Origin of the sequence: Methylobacillus sp., assembly GCF_036844465.1 — a bacterium.
Taxonomy (GTDB): Bacteria; Pseudomonadota; Gammaproteobacteria; order Burkholderiales; family Methylophilaceae; genus Methylobacillus.
In genome coordinates, this window is the sequence record NZ_DAIUFW010000004.1 from 213,857 (window position 1) to 232,333 (window position 18,477).

General features: G+C 55.7%; 10 protein-coding genes. All 10 read right to left on the reverse strand.

The window, feature by feature from the left end; genetic code table 11:
• Positions 1-16 precede the first annotated feature (16 nt).
• The 10 genes from V7Z75_RS07445 to atpG all read right to left on the reverse strand — a co-directional run bounded on the left by V7Z75_RS07445 (position 17) and on the right by atpG (position 18,449).
• Positions 17-253, reverse strand: coding sequence for a DUF2789 domain-containing protein (locus tag V7Z75_RS07445; protein ID WP_334107989.1), 237 nt, complete (start codon positions 251-253; stop codon positions 17-19).
• Positions 254-559: 306 nt separating this feature from the next.
• Positions 560-1,474, reverse strand: a complete 915-nt coding sequence (locus V7Z75_RS07450) for a tetratricopeptide repeat protein (protein WP_334107990.1) — start codon at positions 1,472-1,474, stop codon at positions 560-562.
• Between the two features lie 131 nt (positions 1,475-1,605).
• The gene (locus V7Z75_RS07455) at positions 1,606-3,354 is read right to left on the reverse strand and encodes a sulfite reductase subunit alpha (RefSeq protein WP_334107991.1); all 1,749 of its coding nucleotides are present in this window, start codon (positions 3,352-3,354) and stop codon (positions 1,606-1,608) included.
• A 56-nt stretch (positions 3,355-3,410) separates the two neighbouring features.
• Positions 3,411-8,960: a glutamate synthase-related protein gene (locus V7Z75_RS07460; RefSeq protein ID WP_334107992.1), complete on the reverse strand. Its 5,550-nt coding sequence runs from the start codon at positions 8,958-8,960 to the stop codon at positions 3,411-3,413.
• A 413-nt stretch (positions 8,961-9,373) separates the two neighbouring features.
• Positions 9,374-12,226, reverse strand: coding sequence for a bifunctional diguanylate cyclase/phosphodiesterase (locus V7Z75_RS07465; RefSeq protein ID WP_334107993.1), 2,853 nt, complete (start codon positions 12,224-12,226; stop codon positions 9,374-9,376).
• A gap of 150 nt (positions 12,227-12,376) precedes the next feature.
• Positions 12,377-14,209: a glutamine--fructose-6-phosphate transaminase (isomerizing) gene (gene glmS, locus V7Z75_RS07470; protein ID WP_334107994.1), complete on the reverse strand. Its 1,833-nt coding sequence runs from the start codon at positions 14,207-14,209 to the stop codon at positions 12,377-12,379.
• A 1-nt stretch (position 14,210) separates the two neighbouring features.
• A complete protein-coding gene (gene glmU / locus V7Z75_RS07475) occupies positions 14,211-15,608 on the reverse strand; it encodes a bifunctional UDP-N-acetylglucosamine diphosphorylase/glucosamine-1-phosphate N-acetyltransferase GlmU (protein WP_334107995.1) in 1,398 nt (465 codons plus the stop codon).
• Between the two features lie 71 nt (positions 15,609-15,679).
• Positions 15,680-16,105 (reverse strand): F0F1 ATP synthase subunit epsilon, encoded by a 426-nt coding sequence (locus V7Z75_RS07480; RefSeq protein ID WP_334107996.1) that lies wholly within the window; start codon positions 16,103-16,105, stop codon positions 15,680-15,682.
• A gap of 27 nt (positions 16,106-16,132) precedes the next feature.
• Positions 16,133-17,530 (reverse strand): F0F1 ATP synthase subunit beta, encoded by a 1,398-nt coding sequence (gene atpD, locus V7Z75_RS07485; RefSeq protein WP_334107997.1) that lies wholly within the window; start codon positions 17,528-17,530, stop codon positions 16,133-16,135.
• Between the two features lie 43 nt (positions 17,531-17,573).
• Positions 17,574-18,449 (reverse strand): F0F1 ATP synthase subunit gamma, encoded by an 876-nt coding sequence (atpG, locus tag V7Z75_RS07490; protein WP_334107998.1) that lies wholly within the window; start codon positions 18,447-18,449, stop codon positions 17,574-17,576.
• Positions 18,450-18,477 lie beyond the last annotated feature (28 nt).

Consider the following 18,477-nt stretch of genomic DNA (forward strand, 5'->3'; position numbering starts at 1 on the left):
CCTGATCAGCCAAATCTCAAGCGGACCGCAATGCGCTGTTCAATTGGTCGATAATTTCGGCCCAGTCGGCATCCTTCAACCACTCTTCACGCAGAAAAGCGGATTGTGATGGTGTCCAGAAAGGTGCGTCATGCAATGCGACCGCGTGAGGCAAAGGGGAATGAATGATGATGAATCCACGAATATCCGATTCTCTATTCGGCAAGCCCAGTTGGGCAAACAGCTCGGAAAATCGATGGAAATTCTGGCTCATGACAACCTCCTCTCAATGGATCAGGCTATATAGGTGGAATGCATCCAAGCAGCTTCCAGCAAAAAGTCGGATTTCAGACGCAGGAACGCGTGTGATTGCCAAATTATAGGGCAATAGTAGCTTGAATAAGCTCGGAAGATAAAATAGAAGGTCAGTCACCCATCTCCGGGTCACTGGCTTCGGGAATGACATTATTGGCGGAGAAAGTTGGGTGCCAGTAATGTATGGCTTCCACTATATTTTTATCGATAATGATTGTCAATATCATTATTATATCTATTGCCAATATCTGCTAACCAACAATCCTCAAACCAGGCTGATAAAAAGGGAAACTTCCTGCCGGGCCTGCATATGTCCCTGGTATGCTGCCCAACGCATCCACCAGCGCCCGACGGAACGGCTAACAATATCACCTTGGCTCAACATAAACTCTGCATAAGCATAAGCATCATCCACATTGCCTTGGTGCGCGCATTTGTGCAGAGCTTCCATGCTTAGCTGACGTAACGCCGGCTGCGGGTGATTTCGCAAATTGATGGCCATGGTGCGAGAAAATGCCAGATGCGCATTTTTCAGCGCTTCGCGCATCCAATAACGTGCTTGCTCTATTTGACCGCGCTCCGACAACATGAGGGCATAGTTGTATTGACCACGGAAATCACCCGCCTCAGCCGAGCGGCGGTAATAATCGAACGCCTTTTCCTGATCTTGCTCGCCTAGCCAGCCTTCCTCGAAAAACCTGCCGACCACGCCCAACGCCTTGGCATGCCCCAGCTCTGCAGCTTTGTTATACCAATCGAATGCCTGCGGTTCGTCTTTCGCCACACCTTGCCCGTGCAATAACAGATGCGCATAGTTGTACATGCCCCAATCCAGCCCTTGATTGGCGGCCATGCGAAACCAATAAGCAGCGCTGTCATGATCCACTGGCCCACCCCAGCCTTGATCATAGGCACGTCCGAGCATGTTCATGCCCAGCAAGTGGCTCGCCTCCGCTGCTTTACGGAACCAGATTCTGGCTTGCTTGGGGTCTGGCTCCAAGCCATGGCCATCCAGATAAGCCTGCCCCAACAATACCTGCGCCTCCGGCTCTCCTTGTTCAGCCAATGCCTGTATCCACTGCACAGCTTCGCGCGGATCGCCTGCAAGGCGGCGCTTCAACTCTTCCTCGGTGATGTTGTTCAGGTGTTCAGGGGTAATGAGTGGTGTGCTGTCAGACATGCTGATTGAGAACAGGAATTAATCAGGTGGTGACTATACAACAAATCCTGTTTGGTAATTCTATTGGATTTTGGGATCAACTTGATGAAACGGGGCCGAAGCCCCATTGCGCCGCAAAAATATCTATTCGCCTAATAAACATCGCGCAGATAGCGCTTCTCGCGCTTGAGCTGGTTGACGTAGGCCGTGGCACTCTCCACATCCATGCCGCCGTGCTCGGCAACCACGTCGTGCAGGGCCTGATCGACATCCTTCGCCATGCGGCTGGCATCGCCACAAACATAGAAATGGCCGCCATCCTGCAACCAGGCATACAGCTCCTTGCCGTTTTCCCTCATGCGGGTCTGCACGTAGATTTTCTCGGCCTGGTCGCGCGAGAAGGCCAGATCGAGGCGGTTGAGCACACCGTCCTTCATCATTGCGGTGAGCTCGTCTTCATAGATGAAGTCGCTGGCACGGGTCTGGTCGCCAAAAAACAGCCAGTTGCGGCCAGAAGCTGCAGATTCCCGGCGCTCCTGCAGGAAAGCGCGGAAGGGCGCAATACCGGTGCCAGGCCCTACCATGATGACAGGCGCTTGCTTGTCGGCAGGCACGCGGAAGGATTTGTTGCTGCTGAGAAAAATACCTGCGTGGCCGCCTTCCGCCACGCGGTCGGCCAGATAGGTGGAACACACGCCGCCGCGCTGCCTGCCACCAGCCGCATAGCGCACGCTCGCGACAGTGAGATGGATGCGCCCTGGATGCGTCAGCGAACTGGAGGAAATCGAGTAGGCGCGATGCTGTAAAGGCTTGAGCAGGCCAACGAACTCATCCACGCCCAGATTCAGCGTGGGATTAAGTTGCAGCAGGTCGAGAATATCCTTGCCCCAGAGCCAATGTTCCAGCGCGGCCTTGTCGCCACCTTGCACCAACCGGCTCAAGTCTTCGTTGCCGGCCCGTTGCGCTATCGCCGCAATCAACTCGCGCGAAGGTGTGGAAATCTCGAAACTGCTGGTCAGTAGTTCAGCCAGCGGCTGGTCATGACTGGCGACGGCTGCATCCGCAGCAGCACCCAGACGCGCCAGGAGCAATTGCACCAGTTCAGGATTGTTTTCCGGTACTACATTCAGCGCGTCACCTGCTTCGTAGTGGATGCCGCTGTCGCCCAAATCGAACTCATAGTGGCGGATTTCCTTGGCGGAATCATTGCCGGACAGGCGACGGTTCACCGCCAGCGCCGATGTATAAGGGTTCTTGCGATTGTAGAGGGAAGCTGTTGTTGCAGGTGCCTCCGCCGCTGCCGGAATAGCTGCCAGCTCGTCTGCGCCGCCGGGAACTTCAGCAAACAAGGGCAGGGCGGCTTCCAGCCAGGCATTGGCGGCAGCCTCAAAATCCACGTCGCAGTCCACCCGCGCCAGCAAACGCTTGGCGCCCAGCTGTTCAAACCGTGTATCCAGGCTCTTGCCTGCTTCGCAAAAGCCATCGTAGCCAGTGTCGCCGAGCGCGAGCACGGCGAAGCGCGTGTCTTCGATACGCGCCGCATCGCCTGCTGACAAGGCTTCCCAGAACAACTGGGCATTGTCGGGCATTTCGCCCTCACCATAGGTGGAAGTCACGATGAGCACGCGGCGCATGCCGCCCAGCGCCGCCACCTCCACTTCATCCAGTGCTTTGACCACAGGCTCCAGGCCATGCTGCCTGGCGTCTGCCGCAGCGGTGCGGGCCAGCCCTTCGGCATTCCCGGTCTGGGAGCCGTAGAGGATGTAAAGCGGCGGCTTGGCAGCGGCAGAAACATTCCCGGTATCCAGCAAGCGGGTTTGCAGACCGGCCATGAAACCGCCCAACCAGGATTTCTGGTCCTGGTTGAACGGCGCGTCGTCAGGGATATAAGGTATTTTCATATTGTTCTTCACGAATATCTGTCATGCATCCGCACGCCATAAGGTGTTGGAGAAAATCATGCGTGCGCCTTGAGCGTCGCTGCCAGGTCCTGCATGGCCGCCCTGGCGAACAGGGCTTCCAGGCTGGGCAGATCGCCAAGCTGCGCGCGGTTGCGGGCATCCTGGTACAGAATCCAGCCATAGGTGCCCGGACTGTCCATGGAGAGGATATTGCGCTGGCTCAACGCCTCCTTGTAGTCGCGCAGGCGCTTGGCGGCAATCAGCACAGCCAGTTGCTGGTCGCTGTAGCCCTCGATCGCTTCGCGCGCATAGCGCTGCAGCTTTTGCATGAGCATGAAATCCTCGGTCAGCAACAGGTTGCGCACCGCTTTCTGTACTGTGGGGTCGGTCGCAGATTGGGCGTTGGGCACCTTGGCCATCGCCACCTGTTGCGCCATATTGAGCACCGTGTAGTTGTTGAGCAGCTCGAACATCTGCTCGCCATCCACCTCATCCTGCCCCGGCACTTTACCGCCCAGCACTGGCTTGCCGTCGCGGTAGGCCAACTTGAACTTGCGCACCTGGAAAGTCGCCAACGCAGTGGACAACTCTTCCAGCAATTCCTTGCGCGGCTTGGCCTTGAGGATTTCCTCGCTATCCTGATAGAGCAGCAGGGCGCGCGGCATGACAAATACGAAGTGCTGCCGCTCGGTTTCCCAATGCTGCAACAACCAGGCAGCACGCTTGGAACCGGTAGCCTCCAGATGCCATTGCAGCAATTGCTGGACTGACTGGCTGTGAACGCGCGCCATGTCGTTGTCATCGCTGATATTGCCGAGCAGCACGGAATCGTCCGTGACGTTGCCCGCCAGCTCGCCATAGGGATCGTACTGGTAGGCGAAACCGCCGCTCATGCCGTTGCCGAAGCCCTTGCCGAACGCACCCAGGTTGAGCACCGCGCCATTGGTCATGTATTCGCAGGCAAAGTCGCCCACGCCTTCCACCACCGCAGTCGCGCCGGAGTTGCGCACGGCAAACCGGTCACCAGCCTGGCCTTCGACGAACAGGCGGCCGCCCGTCGCGCCGAACAACGCGAAATTGCCCACCAGCACATTGCCGCCGGCCTGCTCGGAACCACCGCCGGGCGAAGTGACAATAATGGTACCGCCGCACTGACCCTTGCCCACGCCATCGTTGCAGGTGCCGCTATGCTGCATCACCATACCGTCGTTGCAAAACGCGCCATAGGATTGACCAGCAGAACCAGTGGTGCTGACCTTGACGCTCTCGGGCTTGAGGAAGCGGCGGCCACGCTGGTCCGCGACAACAGCAGGCAGACGCAATGCCTCTTCTGCGCTCATCTCATGGTTGAGCATGCGTTCGATATCAATCGCCAGCTGGCCGCCCACAGTCTTGTTGCAATTGTTCAGCGTACGGCCTTCACCCAACTGCACTTCACGCTGACCGCCATTCACCAGCGCCTCGCACAGTACATCAATAAATGCATCATCCAGCGCGAAATCCTTTTCCATATAAACCGGATTTTCGATTTTAACTTCAGGCACCACGGTCAGCATGGCGCGCAAGTCGAGCTGCCCTACAGTAGCCGGATGATTCAGCAACTGCAGCAAATCGCTGCGGCCACGTGCTTCCCTCAAAGAGCGCAGGCCGACAGCAGCCAACACCTCGCGGGTTTCATGCGCCACGTTGAGCAAGTATTGCGCCAGCGCACGCGGATCGCCGTCAAACACTTCCGCATTGGTAGTCAGTCCGGCAGGGCATTTGACATTGCAGTTCTTCGCCATCACGCATTTGAGCATCATGAGCGCGGTAGTGCCGAACTCGAAACTATCGCCACCCAGCATGGCGGATTTCACGACATCGCTGCCGGTCTGGTGCGCGCCGGAGCAGCGCAGTATCACCTTGTCGCGCAGACCGTTGGCGCACAAAGCCTGATGCACCTCGGCAATGCCGATTTCGGCCACGCGGCCCGTGTACTTGAGACTGGTGACGGAAGCCGCACCCGTGCCGCCGGTATTGCCTGCAACATTGATGACATCCGCGCCTGCCTTGGCGACACCCACGGCAATCGTGCCTATGCCCTCGGAAGACACCAGCTTGACGATGACTCTTACCCGCGCTGCTTTGCAGTCATGGATTAGCTGCGCCAGATCCTCAATTGAATAGGTATCATGATGCGGCGGCGGGGACACCAGCTCCACACCTGGCGTGCCGCCACGCGCGGCGGCAATTTCCACCGTGACCTTGGGCGCAGGCAATTGGCCGCCTTCACCCGGCTTGGCGCCCTGGCCAATCTTGATTTCCAGCTCCTCCAGCATCGGATCGGCCAAGTAACCCGCCCATACGCCGAAACGGCCGGATGCAAGCTGTTTAATCCGAGAGGCACGAATAGTCCCGTAGCGGGAGATATGCTCGCCACCCTCGCCGGAGTTGGACATGCCGCCTACCATATTGGTACCGTGCGCCACCGCTTCATGCGCAGGCGCCACCAATGCGCCATGGCTCATCGCGCCGGACGCGAAGCAGCGGGTGATTTCACTGGCTGGCTGCACTTCGGCCAGTGGCACGCTGGCAGGCGCTGGGCGCAACAATCTCAGATATTCGGCAGCCTTGCCGCTGGCTTCCACCGCCAATGCCTGGCTTTCCAGCCAATGGCCATTGATCTCCTTGCCAAAATGCGCCACCAGCGCCTGGCCCAACGCGGAAAGGCGGGAGAGGTCGCCATCTGCCAGTGTCAGGCTGAAACGCTGATCTGCCACCTCTCGCGCTTCCAGGCCACGTACAGCGATATTATTGTTGCCAGTGACAGCATCGCGCGCCAGCACGGCACGGAACTCATCCGCAGTCTTGCAAGCGTTCATCTCTGCCGGGAAAGCCAGCACATCGCGCAATGCCGCAGGACGCTTGGCGCGCTCATCCGCCATCATGTGGGAGAAGCTGCGATAGCTTTGGGTGATGGCAGCACTGTTGATTTCTTCCGCACTCAGGCGGTCGAAACTGCCGTTGAATACTTGCTTCTTGTTGAGCTGGAAAGCATCTTCAAGGCGCGATAGGGTCATGAGGCGCAGGAAGTCGTTTTCCGGCTGCTCGCTTGCCGGTTGCTCCTGTGACGAAGACTTGCCGCGCGGCTGGAACTGGATTTTTTCCTCCGTCATCTCGACAAAACCGCGCACGGCGATGGTGCCATAAGAGTGGCCAGCACCTTCGGAACGCTCCTTGAACAATCCCAGCAAAGGCACATCACCCTCATTTGCGATAGTGAGCGCTTCCTGATGCCAGTCCGCGACCATTTGCGCGATTTCCGCGAAGCCTGCGCCGCCCACCGGAGTTTTCAGATTGGGGAAATACTTCCTTAATACCGGGTCATTGGTATTGAGGAAATTGGGTTCAAAAAATTCGCCGCCGATGTAGCTTTCCACGGTACACAGCCCAACCTTGCCCATGGTCTTCATCAAGGCTTTTTCCGCCGCCTTGGCATATTTCTTGAATGCCTTGTCGGCATCAGCGCCGTATTTTTCCTCGGCACGCAACTGCACGCCGATCGGGTAAACGGCAGAAGCGCCAAAACCCAAGGTAGTAGCCACATGGTGCGAAGAAACGACCTGGCCGCTTTCCACCACCAGCGATACATCCAGGCGCAGCCCGGCGTCGATCAGGCGCTGGTTGACTGCAGACACCACCAGCAGCAAGGGCATGGCTGCCTGGCTGGAGGAAATATGACGGTCGGAAATCACGGCAATACCGCCCTGCTCGCGAGCGAAATCCACCACCGCTTCCGCCAGCGCATCTATGGCCTGTTCCAGCGCCTGTTGGTTCGCGGCTGCATCGTCGATGATTGGCGTATAAAGCGACTCGAAGCATTGGTACGGCGTTTCCTGCTGCTCACGCAGCCTGAGCATATCGAGATGGCTGAGAATAGGGGATGCAATAACGATCTGGCGGCGCTTGCCATTGCCCTCACGGCCCTTGTTCATGTTAGGCTTGGCGCCCAGAGCCACGCGCAATGTCATGCCGTCTGCCTCACGGATGGAATCCAGCGGCGGATTGGTCACCTGGGCGAAACGCTGCGAGAAATAGTGCGCCACGCCGCCTTCATGGCCGCTCAAGGCATTGATGGCGTTGCCGTAGCCCATGGCGGAAATCTTTTCCGCACCAGTCGCCAGCATCGGGTCCATCATGAACTTGAAGCTTTCCTGGTTGTAGTAATAGGCGACAAAGCGCTGATACAGCGCCAGATCGCCGTTATAGCGCAATGGAGAGCCCGCAACTTCGGCAGGCACTGCAGGCAATTGCTGCAACGTGGCGCGCGCCTGCGCCAGCAGGGCTGGGTAATCGCGCTTGGCCGCCAGCATTTCCAGAGTTTCCAGCGTGCCGCGCGCGCGTTTTTCATTGTGGTCGTAATAGAGCATGCCGCCAGCCTCGATACGGCCACGGCGCAACACGTTTTCCGGTGCGAAATTGATCTGGCCCGCCTCGGACATCACGCACAGGTATTCTTCCGTCTCCACGCTGCGCAAAGGACGCAGACCCAGACGGTCAAGCCGCGCGCCCACAACGCTGCCATTGCCGAAAATCAGCGCGGCAGGACCGTCGTTCTTTTCCTCATAGAGCGAGAAATACTCCAGCATGGCCTTGACGTTGTCCGGCAAGGTAGAGTCATTTTCCCAGGCGGGCGGCATCATGGATACCACTGCTGTAACCAAGTCCAGGCCGTCGTCCATCAGGCGGCTGTTCAATGTCTGGTCCAGGCGCGAGCTGTCCGATTGACCCTTGGGGCGGAAAATCCGGCTGTTGCGCGCGCGCGCCAGCGCTGCTTCCGCGATGCGGTTCTTGCGGTCGGTATTCAGTTCGCCGTTGTGCGCCATGAGACGGAATGGCTGCGCCATGCTGGGGTGCGGGTCGGTGTTGGTGGAAAACCGTGTATGGAAATACATGGTATGCACCGCCTGATCCTCCGCCATGAGGTCATGGAAATAGGGGATGACCTCGTTGGAATTCAGGCGGCCCTTGAGCACCTGGGTATGCGCGGACATGGATAACAGATACAGCCCGCTCAAGGCGGAATCGGTATAGGCCTGTTCCTCGATCGCCAGCAGCGCCTGGTAGATGGCATGATCGAATCCTTGTCCGTCCATGCTGGCAGGCGCGGCAAACACCCATTGCTGGATAGGAAGCTGATAGCGAATGGCCGCAGGGCGGATGACAGTGTTGTCCACAGGCACCTCGCGCACAAGCAGCACCTCGAACCCTTGATTCTGCAATGCATTGCGAATGACTTGCTCAGCGTGGGAGTAGCTCGCCTCATCATTGGGCAGAAAGAAATTGCCCACGCCAAAGCGGCCTGCTTCCAGCGCCTGGCCGGTCAGCCTGCGGAAAAACGCCAATGAAAGATCAATGGATACACCCGCACCATCGCCCACCCCTTCGGCAGACATGCCGCCACGATGGGGAATCGTGCACAGCGCCTCATGCCCCTTGACCAGCACGTCATGCGTTTGCACGCCATCCTTGCGGGTGATGAAACCAACACCGCAGTTATCCTTTTCCAGGGAGCTGTCATACAAGCCGAAAGCGCTTTCGTCCTGCGAACCATTGATTGTGCCCATGTGCTTCTCCAGCAATTCATTGATGTCCGGGGCTTGGCATCCATGTTCCATGTACATGATGTCTGATCGCCCGCCGCCTGCACCCTGCTGGTGCCGGGCTTTGATATATGCAATTGGCGTGCCAATGTGTGTTTCCCCACTCTGCATAAGGTCGTGCACCAGGCAACATTATTCATTAACAAACAATGGCTTATAAAAACATAGCTGGCTTTTCTTACATGAAACAGGCTGTTAATCGACCTGATAAAAGCACCAAAAATGTGCGCATGCATCTTTCAGGCACAATTTCCGTGCATGGAGAATAGCGATGGCATCAGGAGAAGATGGAAAGGAACGGCCGGGCTATATCTGGACGCAGCCCAGCAAGCAATTACAAATATAAAAAGGGAAACCGTAGGCACCTCAAAGGTGCATTACTGCATCAGGTTCTGCCCTTCAGACAGGATCAGCTCCAGATGGCTTAATAGCATGGGCTTGCCGAAGAAATATCCCTGCGCGATCGTGCATCCCTGCACCTTGAGGAGGTTGGCCTGCTGCTTGCTCTCTACGCCTTCGGCCACCAGTTCCAGCCGCAAGGCATGGGCAATGCGGATGATAGCGGTCACCAGCTCGAGCTTGTCCTGCTTGGCAGCAATATCGCGCACGAAGGAACGGTCTATCTTAACCTGGCTAATGGGGAACTGGCCCAGGTAGCTCATGGCGGAATAACCGGTACAGAAATCATCAATCGAGATAGTGATACCCATGGCCTTGAACATGCTGAGGGTATGGATGATTTCCTGACTATCCTCCAGCAGCAGGCTTTCCGTAATTTCCAGCTTCAGCCATTCCGGCTTGCAACCCGTTTCAGCCAACATCTGCTTCACCGAGGCAAGCAGGTCGTTGTAGAGGAACTGGCGCGAGGACAGGTTGACTGCCATGCTGAGCGGACTGTCTGCAGGGCGGTCACGGTTCAGACGCACCACGGCATTGCATGCTTCCCGCAACACCCATTCCCCGATTTCCACGATCAGCCCACTTTCCTCCGCCACCCTGATAAAGCGATCGGGTGCCACCAGGCCCAGCTGGGGGTTGCGCCAGCGCAACAGCGCTTCAGCCCCGACAATCTGGCCCGTGATGAGGTCTACCTGTGGCTGGTAGAACAGCTCGAATTCCGCATTCTTGAGCGCTTGGCGGATGGAAGCGCCCAGCATGATGTATTCCGAAGCCTTGAAGCCCAGCTCGCGCGAATAGAACTGGTAGTTGTTACGGCCATAGTTCTTGGCATGGTACATCGCGACATCTGCGCTCTTGTACAGCGCCGCGCGGTCACGGCCATCCTCGGGATAAATGGCGATACCGATACTGGTAGAAATGAAGAGTTCTTTTTTATGGATCAGGAACGGCTTGGCAATTTCCTCATTGATCTTGCGGGCAATGGTCGCCAAGTCATCGGAACTGCGCAACTCGGGCAGCAATATCGCAAACTCATCCCCGCTCAAGCGGGCAATCGTGTCATAGCTGCGCACCGACGCATTGAGCCGCTGGGCGACGGCAACCAGCAGATCATCTCCCGCCTGGTGTCCCAGCGTATCATTTACTTCCTTAAAGCGGTCCAGGTCCAGCATCATGATGCCAAAACACTGCTCATGCCAGCTTGCATCCGCCAGCACCTGGTTCACGCGATCCGCAAACAGGGTGCGATTAGGCAAGCCGGTCAATGCATCGTAATAAGCCAAATGGTGGATGCGCTCGCGGTACTCCATCAGCTCGGTAATATCACGCTCTACCGCTAGCACGCCAATGACCCGGCCATCATCGCCAAATTCTGGCACGATGCGCACATGGATGAACCAGTTACTGCCATCATCGGCCTTGCCGTGCAGCTCCAGAAAGTCCGGCATGGCGCTTTCAATGACGCCCTTAATCTTTTCCTCATATTTAACAGAGGCATCGTCACCAGGAAGCTCCGAGGGAGTGGTACCGATCAATTTGTTGGTTTCAATACCAACACGTTTCAGTTTGGGTGTGTTGATGTATAACCGGCGGGCGTTGAGATCATAACGGATGATGGTATCTGGGGTATTGTCAATCAGTGATTGCAACTCACGCTCACGCTGCAACAGTTTTTCTTCATTCTGCTTGATATCGGTCACATCGCGAAAGAACCCTACCGTACCGAGCAACTTGCCATCCATTTCTATCGGTGACTTGTAAGTTTCTATCCAAGCATGTTCATTATTGGGCGTGATCATGGAGTCAATGGAAAGATATGGCATACCACTCTGCAACACCCGCCTATCCCCTTCAACATAAGCTATGGCATGCTCTGGCAGGAATAACTCCATATCAGTCTTTCCCTCCAACTCCTCTTTGGTAGCTACCCTGGCAAATTGGGCATAGGCGCTATTGGCGATCAGTATCCTGCCATCCAGATCCTTGAGCCAGACCACGAACGGAAAATTCTCGATCAACGCACTCAGATATTTCTCGCGCTTCCTCAACTCCCGCTCCACGCGGCGGATATGAGAGATATCACGCGTGATGATCAGGACACCCGTCAACTCGCCTTTGACATTCCACTCAGGGGTAGCATGCATGGACTGACAAATATATTGCCCGTCCGCCATCCAATCGAGTTCAATCTCCTGTGCTACGCCGGATTGCATAACCTCGCGTAACCATGCCTCATAATCCTCCGGACGCATCATCGGCCAACCCCAGGCTTCGGTGGGCTTCTTGCCAAAGGCCTCTACTGCAGGTAATCCAAATACACGCTCATAACGATCACTGAGAAAAATACGGCGGCAATCCTGATCATAACGAATAAAAATATCCGGGGAATTCTTCACCAGCTGGCGATATTGCAGCTCCTGCTCGCGCAGCTTTTCCAACATATCGATATAGGAAGTAAGGTTACGCATGAGCAAAACGCAATACTGCTGATCCGTATCCACAAAATAACTGGCCCGTATCTCGACAGGCACTTTCGTGCCCATGCTGGTGCGCAACCGGGCTTCACGCATACTAGTTTGCTGTTGCTGCAACAATTGCCATTCAGCATGCCATCGCCCAATCTCCAGGCCGTCAATCACGTCTGTTACCGACATCTGCAACAGTTCAACCTCGTGGTAACCGAGCTCCTCACAGCCAGCTCGGTTTACCAAACGTATCCTGGCATCCTGGTCGCAAATAAGAACTGCTTCCTGGACTCGATTCATCGCAAAACCCAGCATCTTGAGCTGCATATCCTCACTCAAGCCTTGCGCAAAAATATGTGGACCCATTATGTTGTGCTTCGCAATCTGTATATTATGTTTGCATCAGACCATAAATCTTGTTGTTGTGAACCCATCAATATTGGCAAGTACCAAAATCGTCTGCAACAACGAGCCTATGCACTTGTTAGCACGCTGGACAGGCGCAAGCCTCTGTCATTACTCCACGGTCACGGACTTAGCCAGATTACGCGGCTTGTCCACATCCGTGCCCTTGAGCAAGGCAGCATGATAGGCCAGTATCTGCACTGGAATAGTATGCAAAATAGGGGAGAGCACTCCTACATGGCGCGGAGTACGAATAACGTGCACACCTTCGCTGGCAGTAAAGTTACTATCAGCATCGGCGAATACAAATAACTCACCACCGCGCGCACTGACTTCCTGCATATTGGATTTTACTTTCTCCAGCAGAGCGTCATTGGGCGCAATCACCACAACTGGCATATTGCTATCTACCAGCGCCAATGGACCATGCTTAAGCTCACCAGCGGGATAGGCCTCGGCATGGATATAGGAAATCTCTTTGAGCTTGAGTGCTCCCTCAAGAGCGATGGGGTAATGCATGCCGCGACCAAGAAACAGGGCATGAGATTTGTTGCTGAATGCCTTGGCCCACTTTTGGATTTGTGGCTCAAGGTTGAGCGCATATTGCACCGTACCAGGTAAATGGCGCAGGTCCTCAATATACGCCTGCTCCTGTTCTTGGCTCAGCAAGCCGCGCTGCTTGGCGAACGTCGCGGCCAGCGTGAACAAGGCCACTAATTGGGTAGTGAACGCCTTGGTCGACGCCACGCCGATCTCGGCGCCTGCGCGGGTATACAAGACAAGGCGTGATGCCCGGGGAATGGCGCTTTCCTGCACGTTGCAGATCGCCAGCGTCAAATGCTGCCCCAGCGACTTGGCATGCTTGAGCGCTTCCATGGTATCCAGGGTCTCGCCGGACTGGGAGATGGTAATGATCAACTGCCTGGGGTTGGGCACGGATTTTCGGTAACGGTACTCGCTGGCAATTTCCACTGAAGTAGGTAATTGCGCGATGCTCTCCAGCCAGTACCTGGCCGTCAGGCCTGCGTAATAACTCGTGCCTGCCGCCAGGATCAGGATGCTGTCCACCTCGTTAAATACTGTTTCCGCCTCTGCGCCGAACAAGGCCGGGCTGAAGGCGTTGTCGTCAATGATGGCTTCCAGCGTGTCGGTCAATGCTCGCGGCTGCTCGTGGATTTCCTTCTGCATGAAGTGGGAGTAGGGGCCCAGTTCCAGAGAGGCCAGCGAGAGGTCGCTGCGGTGCACGGTACGCTCCACCAGCTGGTCAGCGGCATCGAATATCATCACCTTGTCCTTGGTGATATCCGCCACATCGCCATCCTCGAGATAGATCACGTTGCGGGTGACGGACAGCACGGCAGAAACGTCGGAAGCAATGAAGTTTTCGCCTTCCCCTAGGCCGATCAACAACGGACAGCCCTGGCGCGCGCAGATCATCTGGCCTGGATAGTGGATGGACACCACGCTGATCGCAAACGCGCCGGTCAGCTGCTTGACCGCATGCTTGACCGCGTCCAGCAATGCCAAATCCTGGGCAAGGTAATGATGGATCAGGTGCGCAATCACCTCGGTGTCGGTTTGCGACTCGAATTCGTAGCCCATCGCTTGCAGGCGTTGACGCTGCTCGTCATGGTTCTCGATGATGCCGTTATGCACCACGGCAATTTCCCCGCGCGAGATATGCGGGTGTGCGTTGGACTCCGTCACGCCGCCATGGGTGGCCCAGCGCGTATGGCCGATGCCGAGCATCCCGGTCAGGTTTTCCGCCTGGACCTTGCCCTGCATTTCCGCCACGCGGCCCACCGCGCGCACGCGGCGGATAGTACCCTCGCTGAGTACGGCAACCCCTGCTGAGTCATAACCGCGGTATTCCAGGCGGCTCAAGCCCTCGATCAATACCGGGACAATATTACGCGCGCCAACTGCGCCTACGATGCCACACATCTTATTTCTTCACTTTCTCAGGTCGTTTCCAGTTTTCTATCGTAAATTGACGCACGCGCGACATGGTCAGTTTGTCCGCGGGTGCTTCTTGCGTGATCGTGGATCCGGCCGCAATGGTCGCACCCGCCTTGACAGTCACAGGCGCCACCAATTGCGTATCGGAACCAATGAATACCCTGTCTTCAATAACAGTTCGGAATTTATTGGCACCATCATAATTGCAGGTGATAGTACCTGCGCCGATATTTACGTCCTTGCCTACGGTGGCATCACCTACATAGCTCAGGTGGTTGATTTTGCTGCCCATATCCACTAACGCATTCTTTAATTCGACAAAATTGCCAACATGGGTATGATCTGCCAGCTTAGTACCCGGCCGCAAACGCGCATAAGGGCCAATACGGCAATCTTCCGCCAAGCTGGCATCGTCGATATGGGTATAAGCTGCCAATACGGTGCCAGCACCGATCATGGCATTGCGAATCACGCAATAAGGGCCGACCTGTACATTGTCGGCCAGCGTCACCTCACCCTCGAACACACAGCCGACATCAATCTCGACATCACGTCCCGCAATCAATGTACCGCGTATATCAATCCGTGCGGGATCCGCCAGCGTCACGCCCTGCGCCAATAACCTGGCCGCATAGCGCTGCTGATAGACGCGCTCCAGCGTCGCCAAGTCCTGCTTGGAGTTGACGCCAGCCACCTGCCATTCATCATCGCTTTGCGTCGCCGCAACTGCCTGTCCATCCGCTACTGCCAATGCCACAATATCCGTCAGGTAGTACTCCTGCTGGGCATTGCGATTATCCAGGCGAGTCAGCCATTGCTGCAACCAGGCATTCTCCGCCGCCATGATGCCCGTATTCACTTCCTGGATCGCGCGTTGCGCTTCCGAGGCATCCTTGTGCTCGACGATTGCCTTCACCGAGGATTGTTCGCGCACGATGCGGCCATAGCCCGCAGGATTGTGCTTGATGACGGTAAGCAAAGCCAACGGAGCTTGCTCCGCGAGCAGCTTCTCGCAACTTGCCACTTCCAGCAGCGGCACGTCTCCGAGCAAGATCAATGTCCTCGCATCAGCCTCGAGGTGAGGCAGGGCTTGCTGCATGGCATGCCCTGTGCCCAATTGTTCGGCCTGTTCCACCCAGGTAATGTCATCGGCTGACAAGGCCTGCGGCACTGCATCGCCGCCGAAACCATAGATGACGATGATCTTGCTAGGCTTGAGCTGGCGTGCCGTATCCAGCACGTGTTGAAGGATGGGTTTACCAGCCAGCGCGTGCAGTACCTTGGGCTTGTTGGAATGCATGCGAGTACCTTTGCCCGCTGCGAGAATCACGATATTCAGCTTGGAAGATGAGGAGTGAGACAAATTCTGATCCAGTTTGAGCATTGAGAATGATTTGAAAGTATAAACAAAAAAGGCAGCCAAATGGCTGCCTTCTCACGCAAAACTTGCAGGTTTCAGTGCGTCGTCTTGCGTAACTGCTCAATTGTCTGCAATTGAGCAAGCGCCTCGGACAATTCAGCCTGGGCACGAGCATAGTCCACGCCTGCATTATTATTACGCAACGCTTCTTCCGCAACACGCTTGGCTTCGATCGCCTTGGCTTCATCCAGATCATGTCCGCGAATCGCAGTATCTGCCAGCACAGTAATGACGCCAGGCTGCACTTCTAGCAAACCGCCGGAAATGTAGATAGCCTGTTCTTCGCCGCTGTTGGCAACCTTGACTCGCAGCACGCCTGGCTTGATGGTAGTGATCAGCGGCGCATGGTTGGGATAAATACCCACTTCGCCCAGTTTCGCAGGCGCGGCGACAAACTCTGCCTCGCCCGAGAAAATAGACTCTTCAGCGCTAACCACGTCCAAGTGTATTGTTGATGCCATATCGTCCTATCCTTCGCTTCGCAGGAATTAGTTGAGTGTCTTGGCCTTTTCAACCGCTTCTTCAATCGCGCCTACCATATAAAACGCTTGTTCTGGCAGGTGATCGTATTCACCGTTGACGATAGCCTTAAAGCCCTTGATGGTGTCCTTCAACGAAACGTACTTGCCAGGTGCGCCGGTAAATACTTCGGCCACGTGGAACGGTTGGGACAGGAAGCGCTGAATTTTACGAGCCCGTGCTACAGACAGCTTGTCTTCCGGAGACAATTCATCCATACCCAAAATCGCAATGATGTCACGCAGTTCCTTGTAGCGCTGCAGTGTAGATTGAACAGCACGTGCCACGCTGTAGTGCTCTTCACCGACGATTTGTGGATCCAATTGACGGGAAGTGGAATCCAGCGGATCAACAGCTGGGTAGATACCCAGGGCTGCAATGTCACGGGACAGCACGACGGTGGAGTCCAAGTGCAGGAAAGTAGTCGCTGGAGAGGGGTCGGTCAAGTCATCTGCAGGAACGTAAACGGCCTGGATGGAAGTAATCGAACCCACCTTGGTCGAAGTAATCCGCTCTTGCAGGCGGCCCATTTCTTCAGCCAGTGTAGGCTGATAACCCACGGCGGAAGGCATACGGCCCAGCAGCGCGGATACTTCGGTACCTGCCAGGGTGTAACGGTAGATGTTGTCGACAAAGAACAGGATGTCACGGCCTTCGTCACGGAAACGCTCGGCCATGGTCAGGCCGGTCAACGCAACGCGCAGACGGTTGCCTGGCGGCTCGTTCATCTGGCCGAACACCATGCCTACCTTGTCGAGAACGTTGGAGTCTTTCATTTCGTGGTAGAAGTCGTTACCTTCGCGGGTACGCTCGCCCACGCCAGCAAACACGGACAAACCGCTGTGCTGCTTGGCGATGTTGTTGATCAGCTCCATCATGTTCACGGTCTTGCCCACACCGGCGCCGCCGAACAGACCAACCTTACCACCCTTGGCGAACGGGCAAACCAAGTCAATCACCTTGATGCCGGTTTCCAGCAGATCGACGGAAGGGGAGAGCTCCTCGAAAGTTGGCGCCTTCTGGTGAATGGAACGCTTTTCGTCGGCTTCGATCGGGCCTGCTTCGTCGATAGGACGTCCCAGCACGTCCATGATACGACCCAGTGTGCCGTGTCCCACGGGAACCTGGATCTGGTTACCGGTGTTCTTCACCTTCATGCCACGGGATAAACCGTCGCTCGAACCCATGGCAATGGTACGCACCACGCCATCACCCAACTGTTGCTGTACTTCCAAGGTCAGACCCGCTTCTGCTGTAGATGTATCTTCATCCAGAATCAGCGCGTCATATACCTTGGGCATCTGGTCACGTGGGAACTCTACGTCAACCACGGCACCAATACATTGAACAACCTTACCTTGACTCATCTTGGTATCCTCAATCTATACTTAAATTCTGCGGGATCGCGCCTTAAACAGCCGCTGCGCCACCAACAATTTCTGAAATTTCCTTGGTGATCGCAGCCTGTCGTGCCTTGTTGTACACCAGCTTCAACTCGCCGATCACATTCTTCGCATTATCCGAAGCCGCCTTCATCGCCACCATACGAGCACTTTGCTCAGACGCCATATTTTCAGCTACCGCATGATAAATGATGGTCTCGATATAACGGGTCATCAGTTCATCAATCACCACATTGGCCTCAGGCTCGTAGATATAGTCCCAATGGCCTTTTGCCGTGGTAGCCGAAACATCCAGCTTGTCATCAGTCAATGGCAAGACCTGTTCGATCACGGCTTCCTGCTTCATTGTGTTGATAAAGCGGGTATAAGAGATATATAGCTGATCAATCTCGCCTGACATGTAAGCATCCAGCATGACCCTGATCGTGCCGATCAGCTTCTCCAGATGCGGCGTATCTCCCAGACCTGTTGCATGAGATTGCACATCAGCATTGATACGATTCAGGTAAGTGAACCCCTTGTTGCCAATGGCGCTGACCAAGGTTTTCTTGCCTTCACCTTCCCACTCCTTCATCTGGTTGATGGACAAACGCAGAACATTCGTATTGAGGCCACCGCACAAGCCCTTGTCCGAACTCACGACGATCAAGCCGACGTTGCCAACCTTTTCCCGCTTAACGACAAAAGGATGCTTGTATTCGGAATTGGCATGGGACAGGTGGGCTGTCACATTACGAATTTTTTCTGCGTAGGGGCGAGCCATGCGCATGCGTTCTTGCGCCTTGCGCATCTTGGATGCCGCGACCATTTCCATCGCTTTGGTGATCTTGCGCGTGTTTTCCACGCTCTTGATCTTGCTACGTATCTCTTTGCTACCAGCCATTGTCTAGTCTGCCTGTCTGTACTTAAGC